Raw genomic sequence first — 16,632 nt, 5'->3', positions numbered from 1 at the left:
ATTTAAGCGAGAATTCGCGATATGAAGGTGCTGCAACACCCCCATACCGCTAACCACAACCAACTAGTAAGGAGTTGTATATGGCTGCGACGAATTTTAAGCCAGAGTTTAGTGTTTGCAAAACAGAATCAGACGCTTTCACCGGCATGATTGAAAACCGCGAGTTGGTACGCAAAAACAGCGCCCGCCGACTTCACGGCAACCCGCCTAATGCGGCGCCCGTCCATCCCCGCGCGGAAACGCCGCAGGACAGTGCCGCCTGCTGCGAACTCTATGCACGCATAGACATGAAATACCTTCTTCTGGGCGGTGACTGGCTAACCCGTGCGGGCTTTATCAACGGCATGCCCGTGAAAATCCGCGCCATGAAAGACTGCATTGTCATTACGCCCCAGCATACAAGAGAATTATGGGGATGCCTGGAAGGGATGAGCGTGGTGAATATCAATAAACAGAAAGTCGCACAGTGGCTGAAGACCTTTCCGGGAGCGCTGAATGATACCGGTGATATACCGACTGTTAAGCGTGGAACAGGGCAGGTGATATTGGAGTAACTGTGCTTCCCATCCAATGTAATCCGTGAAGCAATAAAACGGGCATGTCATCCCATGCCCGTTGTAAGTAAAAATCACTCGTGCTTTACCTGCTCTTTCACAGCCTTAACCAGCACAGCGTGAAGTTCGCCGACGGTTAAATCGCGTATAACAGGTTCGGGTATGCCACGTACCCAGCGGATAAACCGACAGATGCCAAAAAAGTCTATACCTTCACCTGTAAACAGATACTCATTTTCTGCGAGAGAGAACGTTTTCATATAGCCATCTTCTTCCGTGGCAAGCTGAACGCCAAAAGCTTCTTCGCAGTCTTCCAGTAGGTCTTCGCCGTCCATACCGCAAATATGCAAATCGGCCTCAATCAACGTATTGCTATCGATAGGTTTACGATGCTCACCTGAGGAGTTTCGAACAACCTCAATGACCTGAGAGAGTGTGGGTTCCATCATGATGCTCTCCTTTAAGCGGTAGAAATAATCGCCAGCGCTTCCCGGCGACGTTCCGCTTGGTCGGACCGACAAGAACAGCGTTACCCCGGCCCGAGAAATTTTAAAGTCGGTTCAGGCTATCGCCATATGATTCCAGGCATCTCTGTAAACTATATTCCCGTCACAGTGTTTCCAGGTGATTGCCTCATATCTTAGCTCGATTGTCTCTGTATGCGTTCCTGTTCCAGAACCCGGGAACAGATTGGGCGTAATACCCGTGATTTTTACATTCTCCAGGATAATGTTGAAATATTCTCTCTCGATTCCAGCATCATCAATTTGATACATTTTGATCGTAGCCGATTTTAGCGTTTGGTTTTCACACAGTGCCCTGATGAGAACCGGTGTTGTTTTATCAAACTCTTTCTGAACGGCAATCGGTGTATGTACGCGGGTACCTGTTAGTCGGCCTGTATTTCCACTCACAGGAATGGTGAGGTGATGAGCGACCGCCTTTAATTCAATAGCGCCTAACCTGCCGGACACCATAGAACTTCCTACGACGGGTGAGCCATTAGCATCGGTTAACCAAAGATATGCTGGATTTGACATGATTATTCCTCATCTATTTTTACAAAAGAAGGTAGGTGCAACATCGCCACGACCCATATGAACAAGCCAATAATTTTCAGCGGCCATGGTTCAAGGACAGCTATACAAGCAAATGCACCGATGATCAGTAAGGGACCTGATAACACATCCAGGATCCCGCCAAAAATATGTATCTTGCCTGGTAGTAATTTATTCATTACTAATGAAATAATGTAGGCGCTTAGGGTAATGATGCAAAAGGCGATTGTTTTATCATGCCAGTTGTCAAATTCTACCCAGCTAAGGATATATAATAAGACTAAATATGAACAAAGAAGTAGGTTTATAATAGGAATAATGAATTTACTCATACGAGCCTACCGTACGTTTGGCATTAAGTTTTTCATTAAGTTTGTTTATGATCTGATTAAAGACAGGTTTTCCTTCTGAGTAACCTGCATGGATAGCATCTACGAAAGGTTGGACGGCATCAGCAAAGAGAAAGTAGAGTAGGTCGTAGTCTCGGGGTCTGAGAAGTTCGTATATCTCCGGTGCTTCTGCTTTAAGCCTGGCAGATGTTCTGATTGAGCGTTCTGCCATTCCTCCAAACAAAAGGAGTGTACTCAGTCCTGTTATTGGATTTAATTTGCCTTTGAAAACCACAAATGTAAAAGACGTTCTTTCAATAACACGTTTCGCAATAGTGGCTGCTATAATATTTGTTGATACTCTACCCAGTATTGAAGAAGCTGCTGGTCTATAAACCTTATCTTGCTCAGCCTCGGTTAAATATCTGTTGAATAGTTTAAATATTTGCTTGGCTGCATTGATGATATTATTGTAATTCAAAATGTCTTTTATGATTGCGGTTGCTATTCTAATTCTTTCCGTTTCGCGTTCATACCTTGTTTCCGTGTCAAAGATACCATAGATCAGATATCCATAATCTAGCGGAACGGATAAGCCTCCATTTATAAATGCTGTGACTGTATCTGGAGAATCGATTATGTTGAATAATCTCAAGGATATATTATCTACATCTGCCATGTTAATCCTTTAAGCGTGTCATAAAGGATTTATCAATGTAATATTAAAGTAATTAAAGCAATTTAAATTATCTAAAAGGAAAATTAAGTATTTTTATAACAAACGATATTTTAAATCGAGAGGCAAAGCGGCTACGTGTCAATCACACTCCACCGCCCAACCTCAATCAACTCACCTAATCAAAACACCGGCACCCCCAACCCAACCTTCACCTCCCTCAACGTCGCCTGCGTCACCCCCTGCGCCCGTTCGGTCCCGCGCTTCAGCATCGCCATTAGCTCCCCCTTATCCCGCATATACATCGCCCGCCGCTCCCGCATCGGTGCAATCAGCTCCTGCAAACATCCCTCCAGCTCGTTCTTACACGTCCGGTCGCCCAGCCCGCCCGCCTGATAGTGCGCCTTCATCGCCGCCACTTTCTCCTTGTCTGGATGAAACGCATCGAGATACGTAAACACCACGTTCCCCTCAATCTGCCCCGGGTCGCTCACCTTCAGGTGGTTCGGGTCGGTGTACATCGCGCTGACCGCACGGTGAATGGTCTCTTCACTGGCCGAAAGGTGCAGCGTGTTGCCGAGCGATTTCGACATCTTGGCGCTGCCGTCGATGCCGGGCAGGCGGCTGGTATCGCTCAGCATCGCCTTGCAGTGGCGCAGCACCGGAGCGGGCAGCAGGCTGTTCATCTTGTGGACGATCTCGTTGGTCTGCTCAATCATCGGAAGCTGGTCGTCTCCGACGGGCACGCACTCGGCCTTGAACGCGGTGATGTCCGCTGCCTGGCTGATGGGGTAGGCCATAAACCCGACCGGCAGCGAGCGGGCAAAGCCTTTCTGCGCAATCTCGTTTTTCACCGTCGGGTTACGCTCCACGCGGGCGACGGTGACGATGTTCATATACAGCATCGTCAGCTCGGCGAGGGCGGGCAGGGCGGACTGCAGGCAGATGGTGGTCAGGTTCGGGTCGATGCCGGCGGCGAGGTAGTCGGCCAGCACTTCGGGGATGTTGTCGCGAATTTTTTGCGGGTTGCTGCCGTTGTCGGTCAGCCCCTGAAGGTCGGCAATCAGCACAAACTGGTTGTGCGTGTGCTGGAGCGCCACGCGCTGGCGCAGCGATCCGACGAAATGGCCGAGGTGCAGCGGGCCGGTTGGGCGGTCGCCGGTGAGGATGGTGGGTGCGTTCATAAAGACTCCTTAACGTTGTAATGCCGAAAGGGGTCTTAGATGTGTGAAAGCCGCCTTTCGGCGGCTATCTGAAAATGGGGAAAACTACTCCGTGCCGCCTTTAAGAAGGCAGCCACCAGCGGTTTACGGTGAGGACGGCGTGGTTTATGTTCATCTCTTTACCGTATCACGTCCGGCGCGAAAAACAAAAGGGCACGTCATGCTGCAATCTCTCAACCACCTGACCCTCGCGGTCAGCGACCTGCAAAAAAGCATCAGCTTCTGGCACGAGCTGCTGGGGCTGACGCTGCACGCCCGCTGGAATACCGGGGCCTATCTTACCTGCGGCGATCTGTGGGTCTGCCTGTCGTACGACGAGGCGCGCCGGTACGTGCCGCCGCAGGAGAGCGACTACACCCACTACGCGTTTACCGTGGCGGAAGAGGATTTTGAACCGTTCTCGCAAAGGCTTGAGCAGGCGGGCGTCACCGTCTGGAAGCAGAACAAAAGCGAGGGGGCGTCGTTCTACTTTCTCGATCCGGACGGGCACAAGCTGGAGCTGCACGTGGGTAGCCTCGCCGCGCGGCTGGCGGCGTGTCGCGAGAAGACCTACGCGGGCATGGTGTTTACCGCATAATCTGAACATTAATGAAATACCGGCACAAAAATACCTGTTCCCGGTATTCACGTTACTGGGTTTCTTTATTTTTAACGTAAGTAGGAAATAATTTTTACATTGCTGAAAATTATTATTGTAAAAATCTACATTAACCGTTTTATTTATATATTTAGTTCGTCAATAATTTAATTTGATTTATTGCAACGTGAGCGCAATTTAGCCAAAATACCCGCCCTTTTTCGGTTAAAAAGTACCCGCTATGATAAAGTTCATGAATGTTTTAGGCATACTTATCGCGTCATTAACGGCAACCAGCGCGTTTGCCGTTAATTGCCAGCGTGCGGCCACCCCTCTTGAGAACACGATTTGTAGCAGTGAAAATCTCAGCTGGCTTAATAACATTATGACAACTTACTATCGCGATATGCTGGTGCGCCGCGACGGACACGTTGTTCATCAGGAATATCTGGCATGGCAGACGTCACTCAAAAAATGCACGTCAGAAAGCTGCATAGAGCGCGCTTACTTCGCGGGAATCGGCAAGCTGGCCGAAGCCCCTCCGCACTTTCTCTGGCAGGGGCGCTGGTGGAATACCCTGGCGGCAAACATGAACGGCGGGGTGATTGAATTCAGCCACAACGCCGACTGGACGGTCAATGTTGATATTCGTATCTGGTCTGGGTTGAATAAAGAGACCTATACCGCCGAAGCACGCAAGGTCGACGGCATGCTGCTTATCGACAATATGGCGGAAAGTAAACGCTGCAAGGTCTTGCTGATCCCCGAAAGCAGCGGTGCGCTTCAGGCTTTTAGCAGCGGCAAAAGAGGATGTAGTCTCTCCGTGCCCAACGGCGCCTTTATTGACGGTATTTACGCCCGGTCAGAAAAGGACCCGCGCCCAAAGGCAACGCTGCTCTCGCTGCAAATCCTGCCCGATGCGAAAACGGACGAACGATTTCGTGCGCTGGTGGGGGATGATTATCAGAAATTTATTCAGACGGCTAATGCGTATATATACCGCAAAGATATCGATAATATTGGCGCCACGGTCATTTCGTCCTGGCTTCGCGGGGCGGCCAATACCCGCACCGCAATGATTATGTATAACGCCAGCCATATTTGGGCTGCCCGCATTGCTCCCGATGAAAAAGGCAAATTGACCTTTTATTACTACAGCACGCAGCATAATGACGTCAGCAAAATGCCGCGCACCATAGCGGAATGGCGCATGCGCTACATGGAGCATTAAGCGTCACGTCCTGTTTCCAGGACGCGTGTTGAGCCTTACGCCAGCGTGCCAACGACGTTTAAATCCGCATCGTCAGGCACTTCATTGTAGGAAAGCACGTGTAGACCTTTGGCAAACAGGCGGGCATAACGGGAGATCAGCGGCCGCAGCTGCGGCGTGACCAGCAGCAGCGGAGGCATATTTCTCGCTTTCATCTGCTCGTAGATCATTGGCATCGTATTTTGCAGCTGCGTCAGGATGTTGGGATCGACCGGGAAGTTATCCAGAGCAACTTTACCCGCCTGCTGGGCCTGGTTCAGTGCGCTAAGCAGCAGGTTTTCCAGCTGATTATCGATCGTATAAGCAGCCAGCTGAGGGCGATCGCCGTTGATGTTATGCACCAGCGCGCGGCGAAGCGCGTAGCGCACGTCGGCGGTAAGCAGCAGCGGATCTTTCGTGATGGCCGAGCTTTCCAGCAGCGTTGAGGCGATGGTCACAATGTCCTTCAGCGATACCTGCTCGAGCAGAAGCTGGCGATAAACGCGCAGCAGCTGGCTATAGTTGAGCGCGGCGTTTAAGTCCTCGGCAAGCTTGGGAGCCTGCTGGGCCAGGCGCGCGTGCAGATGCGTGATGTCGTCATAGTTAAACAGCTCCGGTAAATATTCACGCGCGACCTTGTTGACGTGGGTGGCGACCACGCTTGAGCAATCCACGACCTGATACCCCAGATTGAGCGCCTTCGCCTTCTGGTCGGGATCGATCCAGACGATCGCCATACCGTAGGCCGGATCGGTGTCCAGCACGCCATCAATCTCACCGTACAGCTCGGTTCCGGGGATCGCCATCAGCTTTTCGGCCTGAACTTCAGCCACCGCCGTGCGTATGCCGTTGACATGAATCGCATACTGCGAGGGTTTCAGCCGGAAGTTTTCGCGTATGCGGATCTCCGGCAGCAGCACCCCACACAGTTCGGAAATGACCTGCCTTACCCCCCTGACGCGCAGCGAAAGCGGGCTACCTCTGGACTCGTCTACCAGGGTGACAAGCTTGTAGCCGAGGCTCAGACCGATCGGCTCAACCAGCGGGATATTGTCCCACGTGATGGCCGTGGAGGTGTCGGGGGCCAGCGCCTCGTTGATCGCCTCCATGTCCATTTCCGGTGCGGCGGGCTGAACTACCTTGCTCTGACGCCAGGCGGCAAACAGCAGTAGCGCGGTAAAGCTCAGGAAGGCAACGTGCGGCATGCCGGGCACAATCGCCAGAATAAACATCACAAACGCGGCGGTGTAGAGCACTTTCGGTTTCGAAAGAAGCTGCGTCTTGATCTCATCGCTGATGTCATTGCCTTCGCTGACGCGCGTCACGATGATGGCGGCGGAGGTGGCGAGCAGCAGGGACGGAATTTGGGCAACCAGGCCGTCACCAATGGTGAGCAGGACGTACTGACGGAAAGCGACGCTGGCCTCTAAATCGTATTTGAAGATACCGATACAGATCCCGCCAATCACGTTAATGATCAGAACCATGATCCCGGCAATGGCATCGCCGCGGACGAATTTAGATGCCCCGTCCATCGCGCCGTAGAAGTCCGCCTCTTTGGCGACCTCCTGACGGCGGCTGCGAGCCTGCTGCTGGTTGATCAATCCGGCATTCAGGTCGGCATCAATCGCCATCTGTTTACCGGGAAGGGCGTCCAGCGTAAAGCGAGCCGAGACTTCCGAGATACGCTCTGCACCCTTGGTCACGACGACGAAGTTGATGATCATCAGGATGATAAACACCACAAAACCCACGACGAAGTCGCCGCCGATGACCACCTGTCCAAAGGCTTCGATGACTTTACCCGCCGCGCCTTCCCCTTCATGCCCCTTAAGGAGAACCACGCGCGTGGAAGCCACGTTCAGCGTCAGGCGCATCAGGGTCGTGATCAGCAGCAGCGTCGGGAAGATGGCAAAGTCCAGCGGACGCTGCATATTGACCGAGGCCAGCAGCACGATGACCGCCAACACGATGTTAAACGTAAACAGAATATCCAGCATCAGCGGCGACAGCGGCAGGATCACCATCGCCAGAACGCAGAGAAGCAGGATAGGCACAGCAATCTGCCCCTTCCGGAGCATGCCGAACACGTTGGATAACTTACCGTTCGCCATGGTGTTTAAATACCTCTTGAGGAATGTCTATTTGCCTGTTCAGGCGGGGTTTTTGTTCAATGCGGCCTTCACGCCAGGACTTCAGCTGCATCACATAGGTCAGCACGTGCGCAATGGCGCGAAAGAGTTGAGCCGGTATTTGCTGGTTAACGCGGGTGGTGTAGTAAACCGCTCTCGCCAGCGGTGGAAACTCCACGACCTCAATGCGATGGCTGGCACCGACTTCTCGTATCCACAGCGCTACATCGTCAATCCCTTTTGCGACGATGTAGGGAGCTTCCGCCTGCTGCGGATCGTATTTCAGCGCCACCGCATAATGGGTCGGGTTGGTGATGATCACATCGGCGGTCGGTACGGTGCGGGTAATCTGCCCCATCGCCATCTGTCGCTGTAGCTGACGGATCCGGCCCTTGATCTGCGGGTTACCGTCGTTGTTTTTATGCTCTTCCTTCACTTCCTGCTTGGTCATGCGCATTTTTTTGGTATACATAAATTTGCTGAGCGGCACATCGAGCAGGGAAAAAAAGACGATAACAGCGATGAAATAGCTGACAACGTGATGGAAAATCGCAAATCCCCGGAGAATGGCCTCGTTCAGGTACAGGCGTTGCAGATTCAGCAGTGCCGCCATGTTATCGCCCACCATCACGTACAGCACCGCCAGTATCGCCGAACACTTCAGCAGCATTTTGCCCACTTCCGTATAGTGGCTGGCTGAAAACAGTCGCTTTGTACCGGCGATCGGGCTGATTTTTTTAAAATCGGGCTTTAATTTGGCAGGCGTAAACAGCCATCCCCCGGGGATCAGGCTGGCGATGATGCAGGCCACGGGAATAGGAACAAGCGTTGCGATAAAGCGCAGCATCACGCTCAGGTTAAGCAGAAGAAACTGATTCAGCACGGCGGGGTTATCGATATCCCTCGCCATCTGTGAGGCGGCGGTAAACGACTCCCCGATAAGCTGGCGATAGTAAGGCAGGAACGTCGCCAGCGTGATAAAGGAAGCGACAAGCCCCACCGCCATGGTGAGATCTTTTGAACGGGGAATATCCCCTTTCTCCCGCGCCTTTCGCAGTTTCCCGGGGGTGGGTTTTTCACTTTTATCGCCGCTGGAGGACACTATTGCACCCTTATGGCGTCAAGCTTCGCCAGTATGTCGTTAGTCATGTTGAGATAGTGGTCAGGAATGTTCGTGACCAGCATCGAGATGCACAGAAGCCCAAAAAGCATGCTGATTGGGAAACCGAGCGAGAACAGGTTTAACGTCGGTGAAATGCGGTTCAGCAGGCCAAACCCTCCCTGAACGATCAGCATGACAAAGGTTGTCGGGAGCGCAATCAGCACGGCGGCAGCGATAATCCATCCCAGGCCCTGGGCAACCAGCATCAACGTCGGCTGGTTAATCGCCTGCCCGATGGGCCAGTAGGTGAACCCTTTGTACAGGATGGTGACCAGCAGAAGATGGCCGTCGGTGATGAAAAATAGCAGGGCGCAAAAGACGTAGATAATCTGTGAAATCACCGTTGTCGAGCTGCCGTTGACCGGATCGTTCATCATGGCCATCGCCAGCCCCATGTTCATGGAAAGCATATGCCCGGCCGTCTGTAGCGCGACAAAGACCAGATGCAGGATCGTCGCGAAGAGCATGCCCCACAGCAGCTGTTCGCCAATCAATAACACCGAGCGCAGCGAGAGCAGTTCCGTGAGTACGACCCGCTCCGGCAGCATGGGGGCAATCACAATAGCCAGCGCCAGCGCGGTACCGATTTTTACGCGGCGCGAGAAGACGCGGTTGTCGAGAACCGGCGCGAACTGGATAAAGGCAAGGATACGGAAAAAAGGAAGCACCAGTGCCATTAGCGGCGCGATCAGCGCGTGAATATCAATAGCCATCGTGTTTTAACCAACCAGCGCGGCCGCTTGGGTGAAGAGCTGGACGGTAAAATCCACCAGCTGCGTCAATATCCATTTTCCGGCGAAAACGAGCACGCCCAGCGTCACCACCAGTCGTGGCAAAAAGCTGAGCGTCTGCTCGTTGATCTGGGTCGTGGCCTGGAAAATGCTGACGCACAGGCCGATGAGCAGGCTGGGAACAATCGCAACGGCAGAGATCATCAGCACGAGGTGAAGGCCCGTCGCCATGATGTCGCCGGCGGTGTCCATATTCATCATGGCTATAGTCCCCGCACGCTGGCGGTGAGCGTGCCGACGATCAGCGTCCAGCCGTCGCAAAGCACAAAGAGCATCAGCTTAAAGGGGAGCGAAACGATGAGAGGCGATAACATCATCATCCCCATTGCCATCAGAATACTGGCGACAATTAGATCGATCACCAGGAAAGGAATGTAGATCATGAAGCCAATCTGGAAAGCGGTTTTCAGTTCGCTCAGCAGATAGGCGGGCGTCACGATCGTCAGGTCCTGTTCGCGAGCATCCCCCTCCACGCCCGCAATCGTCATGATCTGGGCCATGGCCTTTTCATTGGTTTGGGCAAGCATATACCGCTTCAGCGGTGCTTCAGCATTGACCAGCGCCTGCTTCAGGGTAATGCGATCGCTCTGAAAGGGTTCAACCGCGTCGGTGTAAATAGTGGTCCATACCGGTCTCATCACCAGCAGCGTTAAGGCCAGAGCGATACCGGTCAGGATTTTATTCGGCGGGCTGGATTGCAGGCCCAGCGCCTGACGCAGAATGGCCAGCACGATAATAAAGCGCGTAAAGCAGGTCATCATCAGGACCATAATCGGCAGCAGGCCGAGTAAGGTCATGAGGATCAGGATCTCAATCTTTACGTTGTAGTCCTGGCCATCGCCGTTGGCTGCGGTGCTGAGCAGCGTAATATCGCCGTTCGCCGCCATCGCCTGCTGATTAAACAGCACGCCGAAAAGCAGCAGCATCATGCCCCACAGAATAATATCGCGGTTCATCGGGTCAGCTCGCCCAGCTCTTTGGTGTTGAAATCGATGATCCGCAGGCCATACTTATCATTCAGTACGACCACTTCCGCCTTACCAAACGGGATACCGTTGACCTTGATGTCTAACGGCTCGCCGGCCATTTTGTCCAGCTCGATCACCGAGTCGCTGCTGATATTCATCAGTTCCGACAACGGAATATCCACGGAGGAGACCTCCAGCGTCAGGGTAACCGGGATACGGCTAAACAACGCCATACGGCGCATATCGGTCATCGACGCGTGTGAAGGCTCAGGCTGTAAATCGTTGCGGATAGTGCCTTCTGCCGGCGCGTCCTGCGGCATATCACTGAGGTTGAGATCGTCCAAATCCAGAGACTGGCTCAGCTCATGTTGCAAATCACTCATATTGTTTCTCGGGCGTCTTTTCATGGATGTCGCAGAAGAAAAGCTTGCCGTAATCTTCGGCTATTGTGGCTTCGAAAATCTGCTCTTTACCGATAAAAACGGGCATCGGTTCGTTGATGGTGATGGGGATAATATCCCCGGGTTTAATGTCGGCAATTTGCGCCACGGTGAGGTTCAGGCTGGCTAACCGACCGTTCAGCTTGATGGGTAAACTATCAAACAAGCGCTCCAGCTGAGCGGGACTCAACGAGTCCGTTTTTCGCTGCCGGTGTTCTTTTGATACGGGTGAGCGCAAATTTGCCAGCATCTGGTCAATGTGGTGGCTATCCAGCAGTATGCTGAAACTACCGTGTTTATAGCCTTCCAGATTAAACGTAATACACCACGGCCACTGATTAATGACGGTGGAATAATCCACTTTAATCTCGAGATCTTCACCCAGCGTCTCTTTACAGATGATCAGAGAGGTGAGCTCCTGGCCCAGCTTGCTTTGTAAACGCTCTTCCGTTTTCGTTACCGGCATCGATTCATCTGGCTCAATATGCACGCTGTCTTTATTAAGACCGTAGTAGTCGTGCAGGATATTTAGCAGCAGCAGGCGATCGATAACGAACCCGAGATTTCCATAGGGAGTGGAAAAAATCTGTGCATTTTTAAAATGACGGTCGACAGTAAATGTCATTGATTCCAGCGTGGCGTTTACCCGAAGTTTTTTCAGGAAGTAAATGCCAAGGCGTGCATCAAGGATGTCAAAGCTGTCGTTCATGGACTTAGGAAGTTTATGCCATGGTCGACCAAGTTTGCTGATATCAAGTATTTCCAGCTCAGGAAGACTATCCTGCTGATGGATTCTGATGCGCTGGGTAGCAGGGTACATAATCATTCCGCTTTAATAACAATGCATGATGAAACCGTTGTGCGTTTTTACGACGCGCTGATGGGCTCTTCGACCATACGTAAAATTTTTTCTGAAAAAAAACGATTTCAGGTGGTTTTGTGTCGCTATAGATAAATAGAAGCTCACACACCGCAAGACACATTTACATGCTTTTTTTCAGAGTGAGAATTAGACATCTGTAGTCATTTTATTTCAAGACTATTCCGGTTATTAATCTATAATTAATTAGGATTAATTCAGTTTAATAACTCACGTAAATTATTGTTTTACATTGATTAATTCTTTAATACGCATTAAAAATAAGACAATTCTCAACGGGAACGTATACTAGGCAACACATTTTCAGGGAAGGTTTGCTTCCTGTGAAGAGTACGCAGATATTTGTTTTCTTTCATTGTTAATGGCTTATTAGTTTCTCCTTGTAGCGCAAGTGCGGAAAATAAGTTTGTTATCATTTTTTTAATAAATTTCTAACGTGCTGTTGGTTACATTGTTTTATTACTTGGGCTCAAAATATGAACATTATCATTGGGCGTGAAAACCGTAATGTAGATGGCGTTGTCGCTGTTTCACCTGCCAGCGTTGGCGTAATTTCATTGGCGCGGCGCGTTGCAAAATATAATGTTTCGGTATTGATTACCGGCGAAACAGGAACAGGAAAAGAGTGCATCGCCAAATATATCCATAAGCACGCTTGCGGTGACGATGCCCCCTACGTAGGTGTTAACTGCGCGGCAATTCCGGAAAGCATGCTGGAAGCCATTTTATTTGGCTATGAAAAGGGCGCTTTTACCGGGGCTGTCGCCAGCGTGGCGGGTAAATTCGAGCAGGCTAATGGCGGTACGCTGCTGCTGGATGAAATTGGCGATATGCCGCTCTCCTTGCAGGCGAAATTATTGCGCGTTTTGCAGGAGCAGGAGGTGGAGCGTCTGGGAAGCCATAAGCGTATCCCTCTGGATATTCGCCTGATTGCGTCCACTAACAAAGATTTGCAGCAGGAAATCGCCGAAGGTCGTTTCCGTCAGGATTTATTCTACCGTATTTCTGTTGTGCCTATTCATATTCAACCGCTGCGCGAGCGCAAGCAGGATATTTTGCCGCTGGTGCAGCGTTTTATTGATAAATATCGCGCTTTCCACAAGGGCAATATCCGCCTGAGCGAAGAGGCCCGTAGAGCACTCCTGGGCTATGACTGGCCGGGTAACGTCCGCGAACTGGAGAATGTGATTCAGCGGGGCATGATCCTGAGTAACGGGGAAGAGATAACCGCAGAAGATTTTGGTCTTGAACCCCGCGTCCCGCTTCCTGAAACGCCAGCGGTCGATCTCATGCCTGCCTATCGCGAGCAGGAGAGCGGCAGCTCCGCCATTAAGGACGTTAAGCTTCACGGTCGTCTGGCGGAGTATCAATACATCATCGACCTGCTTAAACGCCATAAAGGCAACAAATCGAAAACGGCCGAGTTTTTAGGGATTACGCCGAGAGCGCTGCGCTACCGCCTTGCCTCGATGCGCGATGAAGGCATTGATATTGAATGCTATTCCTGAAGTTTGTAAGGAAAAATGATGGACAAGATAGGCGCTGTAGGTATGCAACCCACGCAGCAGATGTTGCTGAACCAGATGCGGCAAACGGCCAGACTGGCCTCTGCCGGTCAGGTCAGCACGTTTCCAACCATTGCGCCGGCTCATAACGCCTCTGCCGGTACGCATAGCGTCTCGTTTTCTCGCGTGCTGGATAACGCCATCAATCAGGTGGATGCATTACAGCACAGCGCGGGCGCAAAGCAGACCGCCATTGATATGGGTCAGAGCGACGACCTGGCTGGCGCGATGATTGAGAGCCAAAAAGCCAGCGTGGCCTTTTCGGCGATGATGCAGGTGCGCAACAAGCTTAACAGCGCGCTCGACGAAGTGATGAATACTCCGCTGTAAGGTTTGTACCGTGTTAAACAAAATCAAAGATCGTCTTTCCGCGCTCTCCCTGCCTGCCGGCCTGATGAGTACCCGATTGTGGGTCATTGCCGGGGGGGCGGCGTTAGCGATCGCTATTGTTGCCTCCCTGTGGAACCGCAACCAGGGCTATGTCGCGCTGTATGGCGCGCAGGAAAACATTCCTGTCTCGCAGGTGGTTGAGGTGCTGGGGGGGGAAAATATTCCCTATCGTATCGACCCCAACAACGGGCAGGTGTTGATCGCAGAGAGCAAACTTCCTCAGGCGCGTATGGCGCTGGCCGCTAAGGGTATCAGTGCGATCATGCCGGACGGCTATGAGCTCATGGACAAAGAGGAGATGCTGGGCAGCAGCCAGTTTGTCCAGAACGTGCGCTACAAGCGCAGCCTGGAAGGCGAGCTTGCAAAGAGCATTATGGCGCTCCAGCCGGTCGAGCATGCGCGCGTTCATCTTGGCCTAAGCGAATCCAGCTCGTTTGTCCTCACGAACAAACCCAACAGCAGCGCGTCGGTCATGGTTCAGCTGCGCTATGGCAAAACGCTTGATGATCAGCAAGTTGCGTCGATCGTCCAACTGGTATCTGGCTCGGTGCCCGGTATGGCACCCGGCAGCGTGCGCGTGGTCGATCAGGCGGGCAACCTCCTGTCGAGCGGCATTGAGGGCCAGGATGGCACCCTCGGCGAAAAGCGTCTTGCTAACGATGTGACGCAGCGTATTCGCGAAGATACCAGCAAAAATGTCTCCAGCCTGCTGACGTCGCTGGTGGGCAGCGACAATTTCCGCATTAGCGTTGCACCCACCGTCGATTTAAGCCGCGTAGAGGAGACGCAGGAGCGTCTGGGCAAAGAACCGAAGGTGAGCGACGAGCAGCTGAGCCAGGAGAACATCACCAATGAGATGGCGTTTGGTATCCCTGGGTCGCTGAGCAATCGTCCGGTTAACCAGAATCCTCAGGCTGCTGCGGCACAGGCCGCGGGCGGCGAGGCGACCGCTGGTAATACCGCGACCGCCAGCCCGTCCTCCGATCCGCGCAAGCTTTCCGCGCGCAGTCAGGAACAGCGTAAATACGTTTTTGATCGCGATATTCGCCATATCCGCCATCCCGGTTACAAGCTGCAAAAGCTGAGCGTGGCCGTTGCGCTGAATAAATCAGCCCCGGCGCTGGCCGCCGCGACCCCGGAACAGCTGGCTTCGATCACCCGTCTGGTGGAGAGCGCGGCGGGCATCGACAAAACGCGTGGCGATGTGCTGACGCTGGATGTGCTGGCCTTCAACGTACAGAAACCGGTTGAAACCGAGGTGCTGGCGTGGTGGCAGGATCCTGATATGCAGTTCTGGGGACAAAACCTGGGGATTGGCCTGCTGGCAGTGTTGACGCTGCTGTTCGGCGTGCGCCCACTCGTTAAGCGCCTGGGACGGCGCGAACGCGTTGAACACGAGGCCGATGTGCAGGAACTGCCTGTCATAACAACGGAAACACCGCCGCAGGAAGATGAACTTTCTGTGCTGCCGAAAGCGGCATTCAATATCAATGACGACAAACTGCCGCCGCAGAGCTCCGGTCTGGAAACCAAAGTCGAGTATCTACAGGTTCTCGCCCAGAACGAAACGGAGCGTGTAGCGGAGGTTCTGAAACAATGGATTAACAGCAATGACCGAAGCAACGCGAAATCAAACGAATAGTTCTGCTGGCCGTAGCCCCCTTGAACAGGCCGCTATCCTGCTGATGAGCGTGGGCGAAGAGGCCGCAGCGCAGGTAATGCAGAAGTTTAACCGGGAAGAGGTGATGCTCCTGAGCGACACCATGGCGCGGCTTCACGACGTCAAAATGAGCCAGGTGCGGCAGGCCATGAATAATTTCTTCTCTGATTACAGTGAGCAGAGCGGGATTAACGGCGCCTCGCGTTCCTATCTGCGCAGCATTCTGGAGAAGGCGCTGGGCAGCGAGATCTCCCGCAGCGTGATCAACGGCATCTATGGCGAAGAGATCCGCTACCGCATGGCTCGCCTACAGTGGGTTGATACCCCACAGCTGGCGGCGCTGATCGAGCATGAGCATTTGCAGATGCAAGCGGTGTTTCTTGCCTTCCTGCCGCCGGACATCGCCGCGGGCGTGCTCGGCGTGCTGCCGCGCGAGCGACAGGATGAGATTATCTATCGTATTGCCCGGCTGGACGACATCAACCGCGACGTGATTGATGAACTCGATCGCCTGATCGATCGCGGCATTGCCGTTCTCTCTGAGCATGGTTCGAAGCTGAGAGGGATCAAGCACGCAGCGGATATCGTTAACCGCATTCCTGAGAATCAGCAGGAGCTGTTGGACCAGCTGCGTGAACGCGATGAGAGCGTCGTTGAAGAGCTTCAGGACGAAATGTACGAATTCTTTATCCTCAGCCGTCAGTCTCCGGTCACGCTACAGCGTCTGATAGACGAAGTGCCTATCGAAGACTGGGCCGTGGCGCTCAAGGGAACCGAGCAGGTCCTGCGCGAAGCGATCTTCAACGTTATGCCGAAGCGTCAGGTAACGCTGCTGCAAAGCACCGTTACGCGCCTTGGTCCGGTGCCGATCAGCCGCATTGAGCAAGTGCGTAAAGAGATCATGCAAACGCTGCGTCAACTGGTGGATGAGGGTGAAATCCAGGTACAGCTCTTCGCAGAGCAAACGGTGGAATAAGC

Annotated in this window: 19 protein-coding genes; 7 read left to right on the top strand and 12 right to left on the bottom strand. The window is 52.7% G+C overall.

The annotated features are described in order from the left end of the window. The first annotated feature begins 80 nt into the window (after positions 1–80). Positions 81–554: a SymE family type I addiction module toxin gene (locus A3466_RS22410; protein WP_074161018.1), complete on the top strand. Its 474-nt coding sequence runs from the start codon at positions 81–83 to the stop codon at positions 552–554. A gap of 74 nt (positions 555–628) precedes the next feature. Here A3466_RS22410 and A3466_RS12690 read toward each other — a convergent pair whose 3' ends face one another. The 5 genes from A3466_RS12690 to trpS all read right to left on the bottom strand — a co-directional run bounded on the left by A3466_RS12690 (position 629) and on the right by trpS (position 3,801). Further along, positions 629–1,000, bottom strand: a complete 372-nt coding sequence (locus A3466_RS12690) for a hypothetical protein (protein ID WP_047364124.1) — start codon at positions 998–1,000, stop codon at positions 629–631. A gap of 114 nt (positions 1,001–1,114) precedes the next feature. Then, positions 1,115–1,594, bottom strand: coding sequence for an Hcp family type VI secretion system effector (locus A3466_RS12685; protein ID WP_063450843.1), 480 nt, complete (start codon positions 1,592–1,594; stop codon positions 1,115–1,117). Positions 1,595–1,596: 2 nt separating this feature from the next. Next, positions 1,597–1,944: a hypothetical protein gene (locus A3466_RS12680; RefSeq protein ID WP_047364002.1), complete on the bottom strand. Its 348-nt coding sequence runs from the start codon at positions 1,942–1,944 to the stop codon at positions 1,597–1,599. Beyond that, positions 1,937–2,620 (bottom strand): hypothetical protein, encoded by a 684-nt coding sequence (locus A3466_RS12675; protein ID WP_063450842.1) that lies wholly within the window; start codon positions 2,618–2,620, stop codon positions 1,937–1,939. The genes A3466_RS12680 and A3466_RS12675 overlap by 8 nt, the downstream gene beginning before the upstream one ends. A 179-nt stretch (positions 2,621–2,799) precedes the next feature. Then, positions 2,800–3,801 (bottom strand): tryptophan--tRNA ligase, encoded by a 1,002-nt coding sequence (gene trpS, locus A3466_RS12670; protein ID WP_063450841.1) that lies wholly within the window; start codon positions 3,799–3,801, stop codon positions 2,800–2,802. Between the two features lie 199 nt (positions 3,802–4,000). Here trpS and fosA point away from each other — a divergent pair, with 199 nt between their 5' ends. After that, the gene (fosA, locus tag A3466_RS12665) at positions 4,001–4,417 is read left to right on the top strand and encodes a FosA/FosA2 family fosfomycin resistance glutathione transferase (RefSeq protein WP_063450840.1); all 417 of its coding nucleotides are present in this window, start codon (positions 4,001–4,003) and stop codon (positions 4,415–4,417) included. 385 nt (positions 4,418–4,802) lie between these two features. Continuing rightward, positions 4,803–5,648 carry a hypothetical protein gene (locus A3466_RS12660; protein WP_239005667.1) on the top strand — a complete coding sequence of 282 codons (846 nt, stop codon included), beginning with the start codon at positions 4,803–4,805 and terminating at the stop codon, positions 5,646–5,648. A 35-nt stretch (positions 5,649–5,683) separates the two neighbouring features. On the opposite strand, the gene A3466_RS12655 is transcribed toward A3466_RS12660, so the two are convergent. From A3466_RS12655 to A3466_RS12625, 7 genes are read right to left on the bottom strand one after another with little or no spacing between them, the layout of a single operon-like run. After that, on the bottom strand, positions 5,684–7,780 hold the full coding sequence (locus A3466_RS12655; protein ID WP_063450838.1) for a flagellar biosynthesis protein FlhA: 2,097 nt from the start codon (positions 7,778–7,780) through the stop codon (positions 5,684–5,686). After that, positions 7,767–8,903 carry a flagellar biosynthesis protein FlhB gene (flhB, locus tag A3466_RS12650; RefSeq protein WP_063450837.1) on the bottom strand — a complete coding sequence of 379 codons (1,137 nt, stop codon included), beginning with the start codon at positions 8,901–8,903 and terminating at the stop codon, positions 7,767–7,769. Before flhB ends, A3466_RS12655 begins: the two co-directional genes overlap by 14 nt. Continuing rightward, positions 8,900–9,673, bottom strand: a complete 774-nt coding sequence (gene fliR, locus A3466_RS12645) for a flagellar biosynthetic protein FliR (RefSeq protein ID WP_063450836.1) — start codon at positions 9,671–9,673, stop codon at positions 8,900–8,902. Before fliR ends, flhB begins: the two co-directional genes overlap by 4 nt. A 6-nt stretch (positions 9,674–9,679) precedes the next feature. Next, complete coding sequence (fliQ, locus tag A3466_RS12640; protein ID WP_063450835.1) at positions 9,680–9,952, bottom strand: flagellar biosynthesis protein FliQ; 273 nt, start codon at positions 9,950–9,952, stop codon at positions 9,680–9,682. 2 nt (positions 9,953–9,954) lie between these two features. Beyond that, positions 9,955–10,680: a flagellar type III secretion system pore protein FliP gene (fliP, locus tag A3466_RS12635; RefSeq protein WP_074161031.1), complete on the bottom strand. Its 726-nt coding sequence runs from the start codon at positions 10,678–10,680 to the stop codon at positions 9,955–9,957. Positions 10,681–10,703: 23 nt separating this feature from the next. Continuing rightward, a complete protein-coding gene (gene fliN / locus A3466_RS12630; RefSeq protein ID WP_063450833.1) occupies positions 10,704–11,102 on the bottom strand; it encodes a flagellar motor switch protein FliN in 399 nt (132 codons plus the stop codon). After that, entirely contained in the window at positions 11,095–11,979 is an 885-nt protein-coding gene (locus A3466_RS12625) for a FliM/FliN family flagellar motor switch protein (protein ID WP_063450832.1), read from the bottom strand. Before A3466_RS12625 ends, fliN begins: the two co-directional genes overlap by 8 nt. 536 nt (positions 11,980–12,515) lie before the next feature. Between A3466_RS12625 and A3466_RS12620 the strand changes: the two genes are divergently transcribed. Genes A3466_RS12620 through A3466_RS12605 form a run of 4 tightly spaced genes read left to right on the top strand, consistent with a single transcriptional unit; the run spans position 12,516 to position 16,630 of the window. Continuing rightward, positions 12,516–13,547 (top strand): sigma-54 interaction domain-containing protein, encoded by a 1,032-nt coding sequence (locus A3466_RS12620; protein ID WP_063450831.1) that lies wholly within the window; start codon positions 12,516–12,518, stop codon positions 13,545–13,547. Positions 13,548–13,565: 18 nt separating this feature from the next. Continuing rightward, positions 13,566–13,934, top strand: a complete 369-nt coding sequence (fliE, locus tag A3466_RS12615) for a flagellar hook-basal body complex protein FliE (protein ID WP_063450830.1) — start codon at positions 13,566–13,568, stop codon at positions 13,932–13,934. 10 nt (positions 13,935–13,944) lie between these two features. After that, entirely contained in the window at positions 13,945–15,636 is a 1,692-nt protein-coding gene (gene fliF / locus A3466_RS12610) for a flagellar basal-body MS-ring/collar protein FliF (RefSeq protein WP_063450829.1), read from the top strand. Then, positions 15,605–16,630: a flagellar motor switch protein FliG gene (locus A3466_RS12605; protein ID WP_063450828.1), complete on the top strand. Its 1,026-nt coding sequence runs from the start codon at positions 15,605–15,607 to the stop codon at positions 16,628–16,630. The genes fliF and A3466_RS12605 overlap by 32 nt, the downstream gene beginning before the upstream one ends. Positions 16,631–16,632 lie beyond the last annotated feature (2 nt).

Origin of the sequence: Enterobacter genomosp. S, from assembly GCF_001631805.1 — a bacterium.
In the GTDB taxonomy this organism is placed as follows: Bacteria; Pseudomonadota; Gammaproteobacteria; order Enterobacterales; family Enterobacteriaceae; genus Enterobacter; species Enterobacter quasihormaechei.
The sequence above is the reverse complement of the archived record's forward strand: the minus strand, read 5'-3'. Positions and strand labels throughout refer to the sequence as shown.